This is a genomic window from Pseudomonas sp. AK181, assembly GCF_051122975.1.
GTDB lineage: Bacteria > Pseudomonadota > Gammaproteobacteria > Pseudomonadales > Pseudomonadaceae > Aquipseudomonas > Aquipseudomonas lactis.
The window spans coordinates 3,132,936-3,150,655 of sequence record NZ_CP146348.1; the positions used below are offsets into that span (position 1 = coordinate 3,132,936).

General features: G+C 61.8%; 16 protein-coding genes. 12 read left to right on the forward strand and 4 right to left on the reverse strand.

Features of this window, described 5'->3' with window-relative positions:
- Positions 1–161 precede the first annotated feature (161 nt).
- The 12 genes from arnC (at position 162) to V8689_RS14415 (ending at position 13,253) form a co-directional block, all read left to right on the forward strand.
- Entirely contained in the window at positions 162–1,199 is a 1,038-nt protein-coding gene (gene arnC, locus V8689_RS14360; protein ID WP_056783192.1) for an undecaprenyl-phosphate 4-deoxy-4-formamido-L-arabinose transferase, read from the forward strand.
- On the forward strand, positions 1,196–3,187 hold the full coding sequence (gene arnA / locus V8689_RS14365) for a bifunctional UDP-4-amino-4-deoxy-L-arabinose formyltransferase/UDP-glucuronic acid oxidase ArnA (RefSeq protein WP_056783194.1): 1,992 nt from the start codon (positions 1,196–1,198) through the stop codon (positions 3,185–3,187). Before arnC ends, arnA begins: the two co-directional genes overlap by 4 nt.
- Positions 3,187–4,071: a 4-deoxy-4-formamido-L-arabinose-phosphoundecaprenol deformylase gene (arnD, locus tag V8689_RS14370; RefSeq protein ID WP_056783196.1), complete on the forward strand. Its 885-nt coding sequence runs from the start codon at positions 3,187–3,189 to the stop codon at positions 4,069–4,071. The genes arnA and arnD overlap by 1 nt, the downstream gene beginning before the upstream one ends.
- Positions 4,068–5,723 (forward strand): lipid IV(A) 4-amino-4-deoxy-L-arabinosyltransferase, encoded by a 1,656-nt coding sequence (gene arnT / locus V8689_RS14375; protein WP_056783199.1) that lies wholly within the window; start codon positions 4,068–4,070, stop codon positions 5,721–5,723. Before arnD ends, arnT begins: the two co-directional genes overlap by 4 nt.
- Positions 5,720–6,067 (forward strand): 4-amino-4-deoxy-L-arabinose-phosphoundecaprenol flippase subunit ArnE, encoded by a 348-nt coding sequence (gene arnE, locus V8689_RS14380; RefSeq protein WP_056783201.1) that lies wholly within the window; start codon positions 5,720–5,722, stop codon positions 6,065–6,067. The genes arnT and arnE overlap by 4 nt, the downstream gene beginning before the upstream one ends.
- Positions 6,064–6,477, forward strand: coding sequence for a 4-amino-4-deoxy-L-arabinose-phosphoundecaprenol flippase subunit ArnF (gene arnF / locus V8689_RS14385; protein WP_056783202.1), 414 nt, complete (start codon positions 6,064–6,066; stop codon positions 6,475–6,477). Before arnE ends, arnF begins: the two co-directional genes overlap by 4 nt.
- The gene (locus V8689_RS14390) at positions 6,474–7,856 is read left to right on the forward strand and encodes a UDP-glucose dehydrogenase family protein (protein WP_056783204.1); all 1,383 of its coding nucleotides are present in this window, start codon (positions 6,474–6,476) and stop codon (positions 7,854–7,856) included. The genes arnF and V8689_RS14390 overlap by 4 nt, the downstream gene beginning before the upstream one ends.
- A complete protein-coding gene (locus tag V8689_RS14395; RefSeq protein ID WP_056783206.1) occupies positions 7,857–9,479 on the forward strand; it encodes an ArnT family glycosyltransferase in 1,623 nt (540 codons plus the stop codon). It abuts the gene before it with no gap.
- Between the two features lie 332 nt (positions 9,480–9,811).
- A complete protein-coding gene (locus tag V8689_RS14400; protein WP_177342987.1) occupies positions 9,812–9,988 on the forward strand; it encodes a hypothetical protein in 177 nt (58 codons plus the stop codon).
- A 165-nt stretch (positions 9,989–10,153) separates the two neighbouring features.
- The gene (locus tag V8689_RS14405) at positions 10,154–10,864 is read left to right on the forward strand and encodes an HPP family protein (RefSeq protein ID WP_003191232.1); all 711 of its coding nucleotides are present in this window, start codon (positions 10,154–10,156) and stop codon (positions 10,862–10,864) included.
- 130 nt (positions 10,865–10,994) lie between these two features.
- A complete protein-coding gene (locus V8689_RS14410) occupies positions 10,995–12,098 on the forward strand; it encodes an enoyl-CoA hydratase/isomerase family protein (RefSeq protein ID WP_056783208.1) in 1,104 nt (367 codons plus the stop codon).
- Positions 12,099–12,101: 3 nt separating this feature from the next.
- Positions 12,102–13,253, forward strand: a complete 1,152-nt coding sequence (locus tag V8689_RS14415; protein ID WP_056783210.1) for an acyl-CoA dehydrogenase family protein — start codon at positions 12,102–12,104, stop codon at positions 13,251–13,253.
- Between the two features lie 572 nt (positions 13,254–13,825).
- Here the strand turns inward: V8689_RS14415 and V8689_RS14420 are convergent.
- Genes V8689_RS14420 through V8689_RS14435 form a run of 4 tightly spaced genes read right to left on the reverse strand, consistent with a single transcriptional unit; the run spans position 13,826 to position 17,712 of the window.
- Complete coding sequence (locus tag V8689_RS14420) at positions 13,826–14,599, reverse strand: enoyl-CoA hydratase (RefSeq protein ID WP_034127452.1); 774 nt, start codon at positions 14,597–14,599, stop codon at positions 13,826–13,828.
- 11 nt (positions 14,600–14,610) lie between these two features.
- Positions 14,611–15,738, reverse strand: coding sequence for an acyl-CoA dehydrogenase (locus V8689_RS14425; RefSeq protein ID WP_032897288.1), 1,128 nt, complete (start codon positions 15,736–15,738; stop codon positions 14,611–14,613).
- A 9-nt stretch (positions 15,739–15,747) separates the two neighbouring features.
- Positions 15,748–16,932, reverse strand: a complete 1,185-nt coding sequence (locus V8689_RS14430; protein ID WP_056783212.1) for an acetyl-CoA C-acyltransferase — start codon at positions 16,930–16,932, stop codon at positions 15,748–15,750.
- Positions 16,933–16,944: 12 nt separating this feature from the next.
- Positions 16,945–17,712, reverse strand: a complete 768-nt coding sequence (locus V8689_RS14435; RefSeq protein WP_056783214.1) for an SDR family NAD(P)-dependent oxidoreductase — start codon at positions 17,710–17,712, stop codon at positions 16,945–16,947.
- Between the last annotated feature and the right edge of the window lie 8 nt (positions 17,713–17,720).

Sequence of the window (17,720 nt, forward strand, 5' to 3'; positions counted from 1 at the left end):
AACCTTGTAGGCAACACTTAATAGCAAACCGTGGATTATCGACTAACCTATTGAAAACGCATCATCTTTAGCCCCGTTTTGTAACCTGCGGGCTGTAGTTTTGCCCAATGAACGCTGCTGTTTTCACGCTTGAAGTCGCTTTAGCCCGAGGTCATGAATCTTTGAAACCCTACCCTATTCATTGCGTGTCGATCGTTATCCCGGTCTACAACGAACAAGAAAGCCTGCCTGAGTTGCTGCGTCGCACCACGGCAGCCTGCAAACAACTGGCTTACGAATACGAAATCATCCTGGTGGATGACGGTAGCCGCGACAATTCGGCCCAACTGCTCGAAGACGCCGCCGCCGAAGACGGCAGCAACGTGGTGGCGGTGATCCTTAACCGCAACTACGGCCAGCACGCGGCGATCATGGCCGGCTTCGAACAGTGCCGTGGCGAAGTGGTGATCACCCTCGACGCCGACCTGCAGAACCCGCCGGAAGAAATCCCGCGCCTGGTCGAGCAAGCTGCATTGGGCTACGACGTGGTTGCAACTGTGCGCAATAACCGCCAGGACTCGGCCTTCCGCCGCTGGCCGTCGCGCTTGATCAACCTCGCCGTGCAACGTTCTACCGGCGTGGCCATGACCGACTACGGCTGCATGTTGCGCGCCTACCGCCGCACTATCGTCGACGCCATGCTCGCCTGCCGTGAGCGCAGCACGTTCATTCCTATCCTGGCCAACGGCTTTGCCCGCCACACCACGGAAATCCTCGTGCACCACGCCGAACGTGAGCACGGCGAATCCAAATACAGCGCCATGCGCCTGATCAGCCTGATGTTCGACCTGCTGACCTGCATGACCACCACGCCCTTGCGCCTGCTGTCCATCGTCGGCTTCAGCCTGGCGGCGCTGGGCGTGCTGTTTGCCTTTGCCCTGATCGTCATGCGCCTGGCGTTCGGCGCCGACTGGGCCGGTGATGGCCTGTTCGTGCTGTTTGCGGTGCTGTTCGTGTTCACCGGTGGCCAGTTCATCGGCATGGGCCTTTTGGGCGAATACCTGGGCCGCATGTACAGCGATGTGCGCGCCCGCCCACGCTTCTTTATTGAAAAAGTGCTGCGCAACCAACCGGCAGCACCGGCTCCAGTCGTCGTGGTTGACGGCCTGGTGTCTTCCCATACTTCTACTTCTTCTTCTTCGGATCAGGTCCAGTCATGAGTTCAAAAGCTGTTGTATTCGCCTACCACGATATTGGCTGCGCAGGCATTGAAGCGCTGCTCAGCACCGGTTACGACATTGCCGCCGTGTTCACCCATGCCGATGACCCCAAGGAAAACAACTTCTACGGCTCCGTCGCCCAACTCTGCGCCCGCAACGGCATCCCGGTACATGCTCCGGAAGACGCCAACCACCCGCTGTGGATCGAACGCATTGCCAAGCTGAACCCGGAGTACATCTTCTCGTTCTACTACCGCAACCTGCTGAGCGAACCGCTGTTGGCCACCGCCCGCAAAGGCGCGTTCAACCTGCACGGCTCATTGCTGCCAAAATACCGTGGCCGCGCCCCGGCCAACTGGGTGTTGGTCAACGGCGAAACCGAAACCGGCGTGACCCTGCATCGCATGGTCAAGCGTGCCGATGCCGGCGCCATCCTGGCCCAGCAAAAAGTCACCATCGAGCGCAGCGATACCGGCCTGAGCCTGCACGCCAAGCTGCGTGATGCGGCCGCTGCCCTGCTGCGCGATGCCCTGCCACAGCTGGCCCAGGGCAAGCTGAGCGAAACCGCCCAAGACGAGAGCAAAGCCACCTATTTCGGTCGTCGCACCGCCGCCGATGGCAAGCTGGACTGGAAACAGCCCGCCGAGCAACTGTTCAACCTGGTACGTGCGGTGACCCAGCCGTACCCGGGCGCCTTCTGCGCCGTGGGCGAGCACAAGCTGATCGTGTGGCAAGCCGACGTGGTCAAGGGCAACGAAGGTCTGGCGCCTGGCCGTGTGATCAGCGTCAACCCGCTGCGCATTGCCTGCGGTGAAGATTCCCTGGTGGTCAAGTTCGGCCAGCGCAACGAAAACGGCCTGTACCTGGCGGGCCCGTCCCTGGCCGATGAATTGGGCCTGGTGGATGGCTCCGTACTGCGCGGCGCCGAGTCAGGCCGCAAGCCACGCCGCACTCGCGTGCTGATCCTGGGCGTCAACGGTTTTATCGGTAACCACCTGTCCGAGCGCCTGCTGCGTGACGACCGCTACGAAGTCTACGGCCTGGACATCGGCTCCGACGCTATCGAACGCCTGCGCAGCCACCCGAATTTCCATTACGTGGAAGGCGATATCAGCATCCACACCGAGTGGATCGAGTATCACATCAAGAAGTGCGACGTGGTGCTGCCGCTGGTGGCCATCGCCACGCCGATCGAATACACCCGTAACCCGCTGCGTGTGTTTGAACTGGACTTCGAAGAAAACCTCAAGCTGGTGCGCTACTGCGTCAAGTACAACAAGCGCGTGATTTTCCCGTCGACCTCCGAAGTCTACGGCATGTGCCAAGACCAGTACTTCGACGAAGACACCTCCAACCTGGTGGTGGGCCCGGTCAACAAGCAGCGCTGGATCTACTCCGTCTCCAAGCAACTGCTGGACCGTGTGATCTGGGCCTACGGCGACAAGGGCCTGAAATTCACCCTGTTCCGTCCGTTCAACTGGATGGGCCCCCGCCTGGACCGCCTGGACTCGGCGCGCATCGGCAGCTCCCGCGCCATTACCCAACTGATCCTGAACCTGGTGGAAGGCACGCCGATCCGTCTGTTCGACGGTGGTGAGCAAAAGCGTTGCTTCACCGACATTGCCGACGGCATCGAAGCCCTGGCACGCATCATTGATAACGACAATGGCGTGTGCGACGGGCAGATCATCAACATCGGCAACCCCGAAAACGAAGCCAGCATCCGCCAGTTGGGCGAAGAGCTGCTGCGTCAGTTCGAGGCCCACCCGCTGCGCCACAACTTCCCGCCGTTCGCTGGTTTCCGCGACGTCGAGAGCAAGGCGTTCTACGGCACGGGCTACCAGGACGTGGCGCACCGCAAGCCAAGCATCGAGAACGCCAAGCGCCTGCTGAACTGGGAGCCGAGCGTGCAGATGAGCGAAACCATCGGCAACACCCTGGATTTCTTCCTGCGTGAAGCCATGCTTGAAATTGCGGATAAAAAGTAATGCAGGCAGGTCTTCGCATCGACGTCGACACCTACCGCGGCACCCGTGAAGGTGTGCCACGGTTGCTCGACTCCCTGGCCGAAGCTGGGGTCAAAGCGACGTTCTTCTTCAGTGTCGGGCCGGACAACATGGGGCGTCACTTGTGGCGCCTGATCCGCCCGCAGTTCCTGTGGAAGATGCTGCGCTCCAACGCTGCCGGCCTGTATGGCTGGGATATCTTGCTGGCCGGCACCGCCTGGCCAGGCAAGCCGATTGGCCGAGACCTGGGGCATTTGATGCGCCAGGCCAAGGCCGCCGGGCATGAAGTCGGCCTGCACGCCTGGGACCACCATGGCTGGCAGGCCAATGCCGGGCGTTGGAGCGAGGCACAGCTGGTCGAGCAGATTCGGCGCGGCGTAGACACCTTGAGCGACATCCTCGGCGAGCGCGTCGACTGTTCAGCGGCCGCCGGTTGGCGTGCCGATGAGCGCGTGGTGCAAGCCAAGCAAAGCTTCAACTTTCGCTACAACAGCGATTGCCGGGGCACCAGCCTGTTTCGACCAACCCTGGCCGATGGCAGCGCGGGCACCCCACAAATTCCGGTAGACCTGCCGACCTTCGACGAAGTCGTCGGGCCGGTGGTGGCTGCCAACGATTTCAACCGCTTCATTCTTGATCGGTTCAGCGCGTCAAAGCTGAACGTCTATACGATCCACGCAGAAGTAGAAGGGATTCTGATGGCCAATGATTTTCGCCAGTTGCTCGCCCAGGCCGGGCAGCGCGGCATTGATTTCAAACCCTTGGGCGAGCTGTTGCCTGCGGATGTGACCACCCTGCCCCAGCAACAGCTGGTGCGCGGCGCCTTGAGCGGCCGCGAGGGTTGGCTGGGAGTGCAGCAGGCATGATCCGCCGCTGGGCGTTGCCCCTGCTCCTGCTGGCGTTTGCCGTGTTCTACCTGCTGCCGTTGGCCACTCACGGTCTGTGGATTCCCGATGAAACCCGCTATGCGCAAATCAGCCAGGAAATGCTGCTGACCGGCAAATGGGCTGCGCCGCACTTCATGGGCATTCGCTACTTCGAGAAGCCCGCCGCAGGCTATTGGATGATCGCGCTGGGCCAGGCGATTTTCGGGCAGAACCTGTTTGGCGTACGGTTTGCCTCGGCCTTGAGTACTGGCTTGAGCATTCTGCTGGTGTATCTGGTCTCTCGCCGGTTGTGGAACGACCCGCAAAAGAGCCTGGTCAGCACGCTGCTCTACATGAGCTTCGTCAGCGTGGCCGCGCTGGGCGGCTATGCCAACCTGGACCCGCAGTTCACCTTCTGGGTCAACCTGACGGGCGTGGCCTTGTGGTTTTGTTTCGACAGCACCACGCGGCGTGCGCGCTTGTGGTCCTGGGCTTTGCTGGGCCTGGCGTGCGGCATGGGCTTCATGACCAAGGGCTTCCTGGCCTGGTTGCTGCCGGTGCTGGTCGCCCTGCCCTACGCCGTCTGGCAAAAACGTTTTGGCGAGTTGTGCAAGTTTGGCCCTGTTGCCGTGGTGGTGGCGATTGCCGTCAGCCTGCCGTGGGCGCTGGCCGTGCACTTGCAAGAGCCGGACTACTGGCATTTCTTCTTCTGGCACGAGCACATTCAACGCTTTGCCGGTGAAGACGCCCAGCACGCCGAACCCTTCTGGTATTACCTGCCGCTGCTGGTGGGGTTCGCGCTGCCGTGGGTCGCCGTTCTGCCGTCCGCGTTCAAGCAGGCCTGGCTGCAACGGCGCGTGCCGAAAACCGCGTTCCTGCTGCTGTGGTTGTTGATGCCCCTGGCCTTTTTCAGCCTGGCCAAAGGCAAGCTGCCCTCCTACATCATGCCGTGCATGTTGCCCCTGGCCTTGCTGATGGGCTCGGCCCTGAGTGACAAACTGGCTCAAGGCCGCGGCCGCGTGCTGCGCATCAATGGTTGGTTGAACCTGGCGATCGGTGTGCTGGTATTGCTGGCCCTCAGCTGGTTCCAGTTGAAGAAGCCGGTATACGAACCGGGTGAAGAGACCCTCAGCCTGGTGCTGGTGTTTATCTTTTTGTTCGGTTGGATCGTGGCCAATCTGCTGCAAGCGGCACGCCCCTTGAAATTGTGGGCCGCTCCCTTGATCGGCAGTGGCTTACTGGTGCTACTGGTGCCTGCGGCGTTGCCCCATTCGGTGGTTTATAACAAGACCCCGGACCAGTTCATCATCGATCACATCGACGAATTGCAGCCCAGCGTTGCCCTGCTGAGCAACGACCTGGGCGCCGCTTCGGCGCTGTCCTGGCGCCTCAAGCGCCCCGACATCACGCTGTACAACACCTCGGGTGAGGTGAAGTACGGCCTGGCTTACGAGGACACGGCGCCGCGTCTGGTCGACCGCAACCGCATCCAGTCATGGATGGCCGAAACCCGTCGTACCGGCGCGGTGGGCGTGGTGATGCGCGTCAATAGCACTGGCGAAAAAGAAGAACTCGCGCTGCTGCCCGCCGACGGCAAACGGTACGCGCAGGGCAAGATCGTGATCCTGATTTTCCCGCAGGTCGCGCCATGATCACCCTGCTGCTACTGCTCACGGCCTGCCTGCTCACGTGCATGGGCCAGGTCTCGCAAAAATTCGCCGTGGAGAGCTGGCGCGGTATGCCGAATGGCTGGGCCTTGAAACTGCGCTCGCCGTGGTTGTGGTCGGCGCTGGTGTGCCTGGGCCTGGGCTTGCTGGTGTGGCTGCTGGTGTTGCAGCGCCTGGAAGTCGGCATTGCCTACCCCATGCTCAGCCTGAATTTTGTGCTGGTCACGCTGATGGCGCGCTTTGTGTTCCATGAGCCCATTGATGGCCGTCACTGGCTGGGGGTGGGGTTGGTGATTGCTGGCGTGGTCTTGCTGGGGCGTCAGGTATGAGCCGCGTGCGGGGTTTCGCCCTGGCCCTGGGCAGTGTCGGCCTGGTGAGTGGTGCCCAACTGGGCATGCGCTGGAGCATGACGCGCCTGCCGCTCCCCGCTGAGTGGCTGGCCGCCTTCACCGATAACAGCATCGACCTGGGCGCCCTGGGCGTGGTGATCCTGGCGATCATCGCCTATGCGCTGTCGATGCTGTGCTGGCTCGGCGCGCTGAAGCACTTACCCCTGGGCCGTGCTTATTCGCTGCTCAGCATCAGTTACGCGCTGGTGTATTTGCTGGCCGCTAGCCTGCCAGTGTTCAACGAAGATTTTTCGCTTTCAAAAACCCTGGGGGTGGCCTTGGTCATCCTCGGTGTACTGGTTATCAACTCTCGTCGTGCTAGCACCTCAAGTCCCAGGAATACCCCATGAAAATCAGTGTATTTGGTAGTGGTTACGTTGGCCTGGTCCAGGCCACTGTATTAGCCGAAGTCGGTCACGATGTCATTTGCATGGACGTTGACAAGAGCAAGGTCGAATCGCTGCAGAAGGGTCATGTGACCATCTTCGAGCCGGGCCTGGCAGCCATGGTCAAGGACAACCTGGAAAGCGGACGCCTGCGCTTTACCCACGATGAGAAACTCGCCGTCGAACACGGTGAAGTGCTGTTTATTGCCGTGGGCACGCCGTCGGATGAAGACGGTTCGGCCGACCTGAAATACGTGCTGTCGGTGGGTGATGCGGTTGCCCGCCATCGCGTGGCGCCGGTAATCCTGGTGGAGAAATCCACGGTGCCGGTCGGTACCGGCGACACCTTGCGCGACCACATTCTCAACAATCTGCGTGCCGCCGGCCGTGAGCTGCAGTTCGATATCGTCTCCAACCCGGAATTCCTCAAGGAAGGCTCCGCCGTTGCCGACTGCCGCCGCCCGGACCGGATCATCATCGGCTGTGAGCGTGAAGAAGTGCGTGACGTAATGCGCGACCTCTACGCGCCGTTCAACCGCAACCACGACCGCATCATCTTCATGGACCTGCGCAGCGCCGAACTGACCAAGTACGCCGCCAACTGCATGCTGGCCACCAAGATCAGCTTCATCAACCAGATTGCCGAGCTGGCCGAACACCTGGGCGCCGACATTGAGTCGGTGCGCCTGGGCATCGGTGCCGACTCGCGCATCGGCTACCACTTTATCTACCCCGGCTGCGGTTATGGCGGCTCGTGCTTCCCCAAAGACATGCGCGCCCTGATCCACAGTGCCAAGCAGGCCAACTGCTCCAGCGACCTGCTCGAAGCCGTGGAGGCCATCAACCAGCGTCAGAAGAGCAAGCTGTTCGAGCGCATCAACGCGTTCTTCCAGGGCAACCTGAAGGGCAAGACGTTCGCCCTGTGGGGCCTGGCCTTCAAGCCCAACACCGATGACATGCGTGACGCCCCCAGCCGTGTGCTGATGGAAGCGCTATGGGCTGCCGGTGCCAATGTGCGTGCGTTCGACCCGGAAGCCATGCAGGAAACCCAACGCATCTACGGCGATGACCCGCGCCTGATGCTGATGGGCACCCCAGAATCCACCTTGGGCGGCGCCGATGCGTTGATCGTGTGCACCGAGTGGCAGCAATTCAAGGCGCCGGACTTTGACCTGATTCACCAGCGCCTGAAAACCCCGGTGATCTTCGACGGCCGTAACCTGTACGACGGCGAGCGCCTGGCGCGCAAAGGCTTCAAGTACTTCCCCATCGGCCGCGGCGACTCCTGCGAGTTACCGATCCCCCAGCAAAACTGGGTGGAACAGGTCAAGGACGCTTGCTAGGTGAACATCGCCTTACCGTCCGGGCAGCGTGCAACGATCCGCCACCAGTCGCTGGGGCTTGGGCTCTTGGCGCTGGTGCTGTTTATCGCCGGTAACTGGCACCTGGCGATCATCGGCTTTGATTCGCGCTTCGTGGTGTTTGCCCAGGAAATGCTGCGCCATGGGCCAAGCTTCTTCCCCACCACCTATGGCCAGCCGTACGCCGATTACCTGGCGACGTCGACCCTGCTGACGTGGCTGCTGTCGGTGCCCTTGGGCCAGGTCACCAGCCTGACGGCGTGGCTGCCAACGGCGGTGGCGTCGGCGCTGATCGTGGTGTTGGTCTATCGCCTCACTGCGCCCTACTCACCGCGTTGGGGCCTGCTGAGCATTGCGATGCTGCTGCTCAGCAGTACCTTCGTCAGCGAAACCCGCGCAGTCTCCCTCGATCAGATGCTCGCCGCCGTCGCGTTGGCGGTGTTCTACCTGGGCTATGCCCATGACCATTTCGCCGCTGCAAAGCGCCTGCATTGGGTATTTTTGCTGCTGCTGTTGGGGTTTGCCATTCGTGGCCCGATCGGGCTGGTGATCCCCACGGGCGTGTTGTGCAGCTACTACCTGATCAACCGCCAGTGGCGCCAACTGTTCAGCTTCGGGCTGCTGGCACTGGCGCTGCTGGCGGCGTGCGTCGGCCTGTTGTTGCTGCTGGCCAAGCTCAGCGGTGGCGAAGACTTCATGCATGACGTGATTCGCATGCAGTTCCTGGGGCGCATGGACGGCAGTGAAGGCTCCGGCGGTGTGCTGTATTACTTCACCAGCTCTTTGGGCAATTACGCCCTGGCCTATCCACTGGCATTGTTAGTGCTGCTGGCGGTGCTGATGGGCGGCCGACGTGCGCCGGACCCGGCCTTGAAGCTGGTGCTCTACTGCGCAGCAGCGGGTGTGCTGGTGATGCTGGGGCTGTCGGTCCCCCAAGCCAAAAAAGCGCGTTATATCCTGCCGATGTTGCCGATGGCCGCGATCATTGCCGCGTACCCCTTCCAGGCCACGCAAGGGCGGCTGTTTGCCTGGCTGCGCGCCTTGATGCTGGGCATCTGGACGCTGTTGCCAACGCTGCTGGCCATTGGCCTGGTGGTGGCGCGGCGGCGCTACCCGGAGCCATTGGCAGACCTTGCGCTGATCTTCGTCGTGCTTGGCGTGCTGCAGGTGCTGGCCCTGCTGGCATTGTTTCGAGTGCGGCTGCGCACCTACGGCCCCGCCTTGGCCGCCGTGCTCGCCCTGTGGAGCACCTACATCATGGTGGTCGAACCCCTGGAACGTCAGGTGTACGACACCCGCACCTTCAGCCTCGCCGTCAAAACGCATGTTCAGCAGCAACCGGCGCCGCTGGTATTGCATGCATTGGGCAAAGACGCGAAAGCGATCAAGTTCATGGTCAACTTCGATTGCGACAAGGTGCCGCTGTTTACTCAATTGCCCGCCGAATTGAAACCGGTCCAGGCGCCTGCATGGATAGTGATGAGCCAGGCCGACTTCCAGGCGCTGGACGATCCGCGCCTGCGCTCAATCACGCCGACGCTCACGGCAGCGTTCGACAAAACCCCCTATGTGTTGCTGCATTTGGCAAAAACCTCGACGCCCTGAGTGTTTTTCCGGCTGCATTGTAAGAAAGAACGCCCACTCCTCAACGAGTGGGCGGCTTTCATCATAGGTACCAAGAAAGTGCCTACATTTGTTTGCGTAATGGCTGGTGCACTTTCCCTTCCGGTGCTCGGAGCCCAACTGTAGACTCGCTGCCACGTGCACTCACTATCTACCACCCGACCGTCAGGACCAACCTGTAGCGCTTGGGTCAGGGCACTTCACAACAACAAGGACGTTGTAGGCTGCCCGCGCGCGATGGCTTACTTCATTGAGAGGACAATGCCGTGCGAGATGACCTGTTAACCGTACCTTTACCCAGGCTGGATCGCTTGATGGCGTTGCGTGACGCACTGGTGGCGTTGAAGGGGCCGCTGGCCGACGATCCCAGGCTGCGCGAAGACCTGCAAGCGCGCCTGATCAACGAAGAAACCCATAGTCGCGTGCTAGGCAAGATCAACCCAGCTACGCCAACAGCCACCGGGCCAATTACCTATGGCGAAGCGTTTTAATTGCATTTATTTTGCATTTAACCCTCATTAATATGCAGTAGCGCCCTGTGTTCAGGCGCGGCACACTGCGCAGGTTCCTTCCCCCAATGTTGGAACCTTCAAAGGGCTGTTCCGGGAAACCAGGCAGGCCTTTTTTTTCGCCCGCCGTTTATGGACCGTCTTTCAATGCTCGCTCGCTGGTTACCCGCTGCAATCAACACCCGTCCCGCCGAATGGAGCCGTGCAGCCATCGGCATGGCCCTAGGCACGCTATTGAGTGTCTGGGCTTGTGCCCAAGTATTCGGCATGGAGGTGGCCCTGCACCTGCTCGGCCCTCTTGGCGCCTCGGCGGTGCTGTTGTTTGCCGTGTCATCGGGCGCGCTGGCCCAACCCTGGTCGATCATCGGCAGTTACCTGTGTGCAGGCGTCGTGGCGCTGCTGGTCGCCCGCGTCCTGGGCCGCACCTTGGGCAGCGCGTGCCTGGCGGCGGGCATGACGGTGGTCCTCATCTGCTGGCTACGCTGCCTGCACCCGCCGGCCGGCGGCTTGGCCATGACCCTGGTGCTGGCCGATCCGGCATCCGTCGCCCTCGGCTGGTACGAGCTGGCGCCGGTGATGCTCGGCGCTGGCGCCCTGCTCGCCTGCGCGCTGGCCTATAACAATGCCACGCGCACGCGTTATCCCAAGGGGCTTGCCGAGCCTGCACCGGTTATCCTGGGCACTGCCACCGCCGTCAGCGAGCCGAGCATCACGGCAGCCGACCTCAAGCTGGCGCTGGCCGAGATGGAGCAGTTCTACGATGTCGAACCGACAGAGTTGGAGCAATTGATCCACGCTGCCGAGGGCCATGCCCGGCGCCGCAGTATCGGTGAGGTTCTGGCCAGCCGGGTGGTTTGACCGGCACTGCATAAATGCAACAACGACCTGCAGGATTTCGGGTTGTACGGGGCAAATTTGCACTGGTACGATCACGAGAGAGTTCACCCGCGAACCTCTTGATAAAGACAATAAAAGCAGGGAGTTAGAGATGACTGCTCAGGTTTCATCCCAAGCAAGCCATGCCGGGGTCCAGCAGGACGCTGTCTTGGCACAGGTGCGTAACCATATCGGCCACCTCACCCTCAATCGTCCCGCCGGCCTGAATGCCATCACCCTGGACATGGTCCGCCAGTTGGCCGCGCACTTGCAGGCCTGGGCCGACGACCCCGAGGTCTACGCCGTGGTACTGCGCGGTGCCGGTGAGAAGGCCTTTTGCGCTGGCGGCGACATCCGTTCGCTGTACGACAGCTTCAAGCAAGGCGACACCCTCCACCAGGATTTCTTCGTCGAGGAATATGCCCTCGACCTGGCCATTCACCACTACCGTAAACCCGTATTGGCGTTGATGGACGGCTTCGTGCTCGGCGGTGGCATGGGCCTGGTGCAAGGCGCGGACCTGCGGGTGGTCACCGAACGCAGCCGCCTGGCGATGCCGGAAGTGGCCATCGGGTACTTCCCGGATGTGGGCGGTAGCTATTTTCTCTCGCGTATTCCTGGCGAACTGGGCACCTACCTCGGGGTGACCGGGGTGCAGATCCGTGCGGCGGATGCCTTGTATTGCGGGTTGGCAGACTGGTACATCGACAGCGCCAAGCTGGTTGAGCTGGACCAGAAACTCGACGGCCTGCACTGGCACGACTCGCCGCTCAAGGACTTGCAAGGCGCACTCGCCAAGCTCGCCGTACAGCAATTGCCCGACGCGCCGCTGGCGGCCTTGCGCCCGGCCATTGACCATTTCTTCGGGTTGCCGGACGTACCCAGCATCGTCGAGCAACTGCAACAAGTGACCGTGGCCGATAGCCACGACTGGGCACTGACCACCGCCAACCTCATGCAGACCCGCTCGCCCCTGGCCATGGCCGTGACCCTGGAGATGCTGCGCCGTGGCCGCCACTTGCCACTGGAACAGTGCTTTGCCCTCGAACTGCACCTGGACCGCCAGTGGTTCGAGCGCGGCGACCTGATCGAAGGGGTTCGCGCCCTGATCATCGACAAGGATAAGACTCCGAAGTGGAACCCACCCACCCTCCATGCGCTGGATGCCAGCCATGTCGAGAGCTTCTTCCGCGACTTCGTGCAGATTGGGAAATAAGCTATGCAAGATCTTGAATACACTGAAGAACAAGTGATGATCCGCGACATGGCGCGTGATTTTGCCCGTGGCGAAATCGCGCCCCATGCCCAAGCCTGGGAGAAAGCCGGCTGGATCGACGACGCCCTGGTGGCGAAGATGGGCGAGCTGGGCCTGCTGGGCATGGTGGTACCGGAAGAATGGGGGGGCACCTATGTCGATTACGTCGCCTACGCCCTGGCCGTGGAGGAAATCTCAGCCGGTGACGCTGCGACGGGCGCGCTGATGAGTATCCATAATTCAGTGGGTTGCGGGCCGATCCTCAACTACGGCACAACCGAACAGAAAAACACCTGGCTGGCCGAACTTGCCAGCGGCCAGGCCATCGGTTGCTTCTGCCTGACCGAACCCCAGGCCGGTTCCGAAGCCCATAACCTGCGCACCCGTGCCGAGTTGCGTGACGGGCAATGGGTCATCAATGGCGCCAAGCAGTTCGTCAGCAACGGCAAGCGCGCCAAGCTGGCCATCGTGTTCGCCGTGACCGACCCGGAACTGGGCAAGAAAGGCATTTCGGCGTTCCTGGTGCCCACCGATACCCCAGGCTTCGTGGTCGATCGCACCGAGCACAAGATGGGTATTCGTGCGTCAGACACCTGCGCCGTCACGCTCAACCAATGCAAGGTTCCCGAAGCCAACCTGCTGGGTGAGCGCGGCAAGGGCCTGGCCATCGCCCTCTCCAACCTGGAAGGCGGACGCATCGGCATCGCCGCCCAGGCCCTGGGCATTGCCCGCGCCGCGTTTGAAGCCGCGCTGGCCTACGCCCGTGATCGGGTGCAGTTCGACAAGGCAATCATCGAACACCAGAGCGTGGCCAACCTGCTGGCTGACATGCAAACCCAACTCAACGCTGCGCGCCTGCTGATCCTCCATGCTGCGCGCCTGCGCACCGCCGGCAAACCCTGCTTGTCCGAAGCCTCCCAGGCCAAGCTGTTCGCCTCGGAAATGGCCGAACGGGTCTGCTCCAAGGCAATGCAGATCCATGGTGGGTATGGGTACCTGGAGGATTACCCGGTGGAGCGCTACTACCGGGATGCACGGATCACGCAGATTTACGAAGGCACCAGCGAGATACAGCGGCTGGTGATTGCAAGAGAGCTCAAGAATTACCAGCTCTAACCGACACTACACAAAACCCTGTGGGAGCTGGCTTGCCTGCGAGGCAGACACCTCGGTACATCAGGGTACCGATCAACGGTAACCACGATGCGAAGCGAGTAGCTCTTGATCTGCTCTTGATCTCAGGCGCCCCGTCAAACCACGCTGGCCGGAATTCGACAGTGATTTGGGGGGTAAACCGGCAGGGATGCCGGTTTAGCCGCCCCGCGCCATGGATGGCGCGTGGCGGCGGCCCCCCAAATCACTGGCGGATTACGGGCACACCGAGCCTAAGCGAGGTGCCGAGTGGTGGGGCAAGAGCCCTTTGGTTACTTTGGGGCTTTTCCAAAGTGACCCGCCGTCAGGGCGGAACCCTAGGTGGCCGTTACCGCAGCAATGGATATGTACACAATCCAACTGTGTTGACCGCCAAGCCGCCTTCGCGAGCAAGCCCGCACAGTTGGATCGTGGGTATCAGGTAGATAAGTGTCGGCTGGCAGGCCGCCATCGCAGGCAAGCCAGCTCCCACAGTTGGATCGTTGGGGTGTCAGGTAGGTCGGTGTCGGCTGGCAGGCCACCCCCCCCCCAGCAGGCTACTTATCCTTGAATTCCGGCGCCCGCTTGGCCACAAACGCAGCCATGCCTTCCTTCTGATCCTGGGTCGCAAACGCCGCATGAAACACCCGACGCTCAAAACGCACGCCTTCGGACAGGCTGACTTCAAACGCACGGTTCACGCTTTCCTTGACCATCATGCTGATCGGCACGGATTTACCGGCAATCAGGGTGGCCACTTTCAGCGCCTCTTCCAGCAACTCATCGGCGGGCACGATGCGCGCCACAATCCCGCAGCGCTCGGCCTCTACCGCGTCGATAAAACGCCCGGTCAGGCACATTTCCATGGCCTTGGCCTTGCCCACTGCCCGCGTCAGGCGCTGGGTGCCGCCCATGCCCGGCAGCACGCCCAAGTTGATTTCCGGCTGGCCAAACTTGGCGGTGTCGCCGGCAAGGATAAAGTCACACATCAAGGCCAGTTCACAGCCGCCGCCCAGGGCGAAACCATTCACGGCGGCGATGATCGGCTTGCGGCGATTGGCCACGCGATCGCTGTCGCTGAACAGGTCGTCCATATAAATTTGCGGGTAGGTCAGCTCGGCCATTTCCTTGATGTCGGCGCCGGCCGCGAAGGCCTTTTTCGAGCCAGTCAGCACGATGCAGCCAATTTCCGGGTTGGCTTCCAGGCTGTCCAGCGCCTGGTTCAGTTCGCTGACCAGTTGTGCATTCAAAGCGTTCAGTGCGCTGGGGCGGTTAAGCGTGATCAGCCCGACACGGCCCTGAACGTCAAGCAGGATGGTTTCGTAACTCATGTATCGGCTCCTTAAAGATTGCGTGAGATGACCATGCGTTGAATATCGCTGGTGCCTTCGTAAATCTGGCAGACCCGCACATCGCGGTAGATCCGCTCCAGGGGGAAGTCGTTCAGGTAACCGTAACCGCCCAGGGTTTGCAAGGCGGCCGAGCAGACTTTCTCGGCCATTTCCGAGGCAAACAGCTTGGCCATGGACGCCTCCACCAGCGCTGGCTTGCCGCTGTCACGCAGGGCGGCAGCGTAATGCACCATCTGCCGGGCGACGGCGATCTGGGTGGCCATGTCGGCCAGGCGAAAGGCGACGGCTTGGTGTTCGATCAACGGCTTGCCAAAGCTTTCACGTTCACGGGCATAGTCGCGGGCCGCTTCGAAGGCGGCGCGGGCCATGCCCACCGACTGGGAGGCAATGCCCACGCGGCCGCCTTCCAGGTTGGCCAGGGCAATTTTGTAGCCTTCGCCCTCCTCGCCCAGGCGGTTGGCCACCGGCACTTTCACGTCTTCAAACAGGATCTGGCAAGTGTCCGAGGCATGCTGCCCCAGCTTGTCTTCCACCCGGGCCACGGTGTAACCGGGCGAATTGGTGGGCACGATAAACGCGCTGATCCCACGCTTGCCCGCAGTAGGGTCGGTGACTGCAAACACAATCACAATCCCGGCGTTTTGCCCGGAGGTGATGAACTGTTTGCAGCCGTTGAGTACATAGTGGTCGCCTTCAAGGCGTGCACGGGTTTTCAGGCTGCTGGCATCGGAGCCGGCCTGGGGTTCGGTCAGCGCGAAGGCACCGAGCATAGCGCCGCTGGCCAGTGGCGTGAGGAACTGCTCTTTCTGCTGGTCATTGCCAAACTTGAGGATTGGCACGCAACCCACCGAGTTGTGCACGCTCATGATCGTAGAGCAAGCACCGTCGCCCGCGGCGATTTCTTCCAGGGCCATGGCGTAGGCCAGGTAGCCGGTGTCGCAACCGCCCCACTGTTCTGGCACCAGCATGCCGAAAAAGCCCAGTTCGGCCATTTCCGCGATGGCTTCCTTGGGAAAGCGATGCTCGCGGTCCCACTCGGCGGCGAAGGGTTTCAAACGTTCCTGGGCAAATTGCCGGGCGGCGTCGCTGATCTGTAGTTGTTCGTCATTGGGCAACATGGGTCATCCTCAATACAGGCATTCAACGGCCATCGCCGTGGCTTCACCGCCGCCAATGCAAATGGCTGCGACGCCACGCTTGAGCCCCTTCTGGCGCAGGGCCGCGAGCAATGTCACCAGGATACGTGCGCCAGAGGCACCAATGGGGTGGCCCAATGCGCAAGCGCCGCCATGCACGTTGACCTTGTCGTGGGGAATCTCCAGCTTGCTCATGGTCACCAGGCTGACCACGGCGAAGGCTTCGTTGATTTCGAACAGGTCCACCTCGTCGAGGCTCCAGCCGGTCTTGCTCATCAGCTTGCGGATCGCTCCCACCGGCGCCACCGGAAACAGCCCCGGCTCATCGGCAAACGCGGCGTGCCCATGGATCACCGCCAAGGGCTTGAGGCCACGCTTGAGCGCCTCGGACTCACGCATCAGCAACAACGCCGCGGCGCCATCGGAAATCGAGCTGGAGTTGGCTGCTGTCACTGTACCGCCATCACGGAACGCCGGTTTCAGGCTGGCAATCTTGTCCAGCTTGGCTTTTGGCGGTTGCTCATCATGGAGGATGGTTTTTTGTTCCTTGCCCACGGTGACCTGCACCGGGACGATTTCACTGGCAAAGCTGCCGTGGGTGATGGCCTCCTGTGCGCGGGTCAGGGAAGCGATGGCGAACGCGTCCTGGGCTTCACGGGTAAAACCGTTGTGCTCGGCGCAGTCCTCGGCAAAGGTGCCCATCAGGCGCCCCTTGTCGTAGGCATCTTCAAGGCCGTCGAGGAACATATGGTCGAGCACCTTGCCGTGGCCCATGCGGTAGCCGCTGCGCGCGCGGTCCAACAGGTACGGGGCGTTGGACATGCTTTCCATGCCGCCGGCGATCGCCACATCGACGCTGCCAGCGCGCAGCGAATCGTGGGCCAGGATCGTCGCTTCCATGCCGGAGCCGCACATCTTGTTGAGGGTGGTGCAGCGCGTGCCTTTGTCCAGCCCGGCGCCCAGGGCGGCCTGGCGGGCAGGTGCCTGCCCAAGCCCGGCGGGTAGCACGCAGCCAAACAGCACTTCGTCGACGGCATCGGTGGCGATACCAGCACGCTCGACCGCCGCACGAATCGCGGCAGCGCCCAGTTGCGGCGCGGTCAGGCTTTTAAGGTCGCCCTGAAACCCGCCCATGGGCGTGCGCACGGCGCTGACAATCACAATAGGGTCGTTCATAGCCATTGCTCCTTATTTGGCAGCCATGCGCAAGGCACCGTCGAGACGGATCACCTCGCCATTGAGCATGCTGTTTTCAATGATGTGGCGTACCAGCGCAGCATATTCGGCGGGTTTGCCCAGGCGTGGCGGGAACGGCACGCCGGCAGCCAGGGACTCACGAACCTCTGGGGTCATGCCGGCCATCATTGGGGTTTCGAAAATGCCCGGTGCGATGGTCATCACGCGGATACCAAAGCGCGCCAGTTCCCGTGCGGCAGGCAAGGTGAGGCTGGCAATCGCGCCTTTGGAGGCGGCATACGCAGCTTGGCCGATCTGCCCATCGAACGCCGCCACCGAGGCGGTATTGATGATCACGCCACGCTCGCCGTCGGCATTCGCCTCGGTTTCAGCGATAGCCGCAGCCGCCAGACGCAACAGGTTGAAGCTGCCGATCAGGTTGACGTTGATCACCTGGGCAAAGTTTGCCAGGCCATGCGGGCCATTCTTGCCGAGGATCTTCTCGCCACGCACCACACCCGCGCAGTTGATCAGCCCATGCAAGCCACCAAAAGCCTCTACCGCCGCCGTCACCGCCGCTTCTGCAGCGGCTTCCTGGCTGATGTCCGCCACGGCACTGCGGGCGTTGTCGCCAAGTTGCTCGGCCTTGGCGGCCACGGCGTCGGCGTTCAAGTCCACCAGCATCACCTTGGCGCCCGCGGCGATCAGCATTTCAGCGGTGGCCGCGCCGAGGCCCGACGCGCCGCCGCTGACCAGGAATACCTTGTTTTCAATCTGCATCGTTGTTT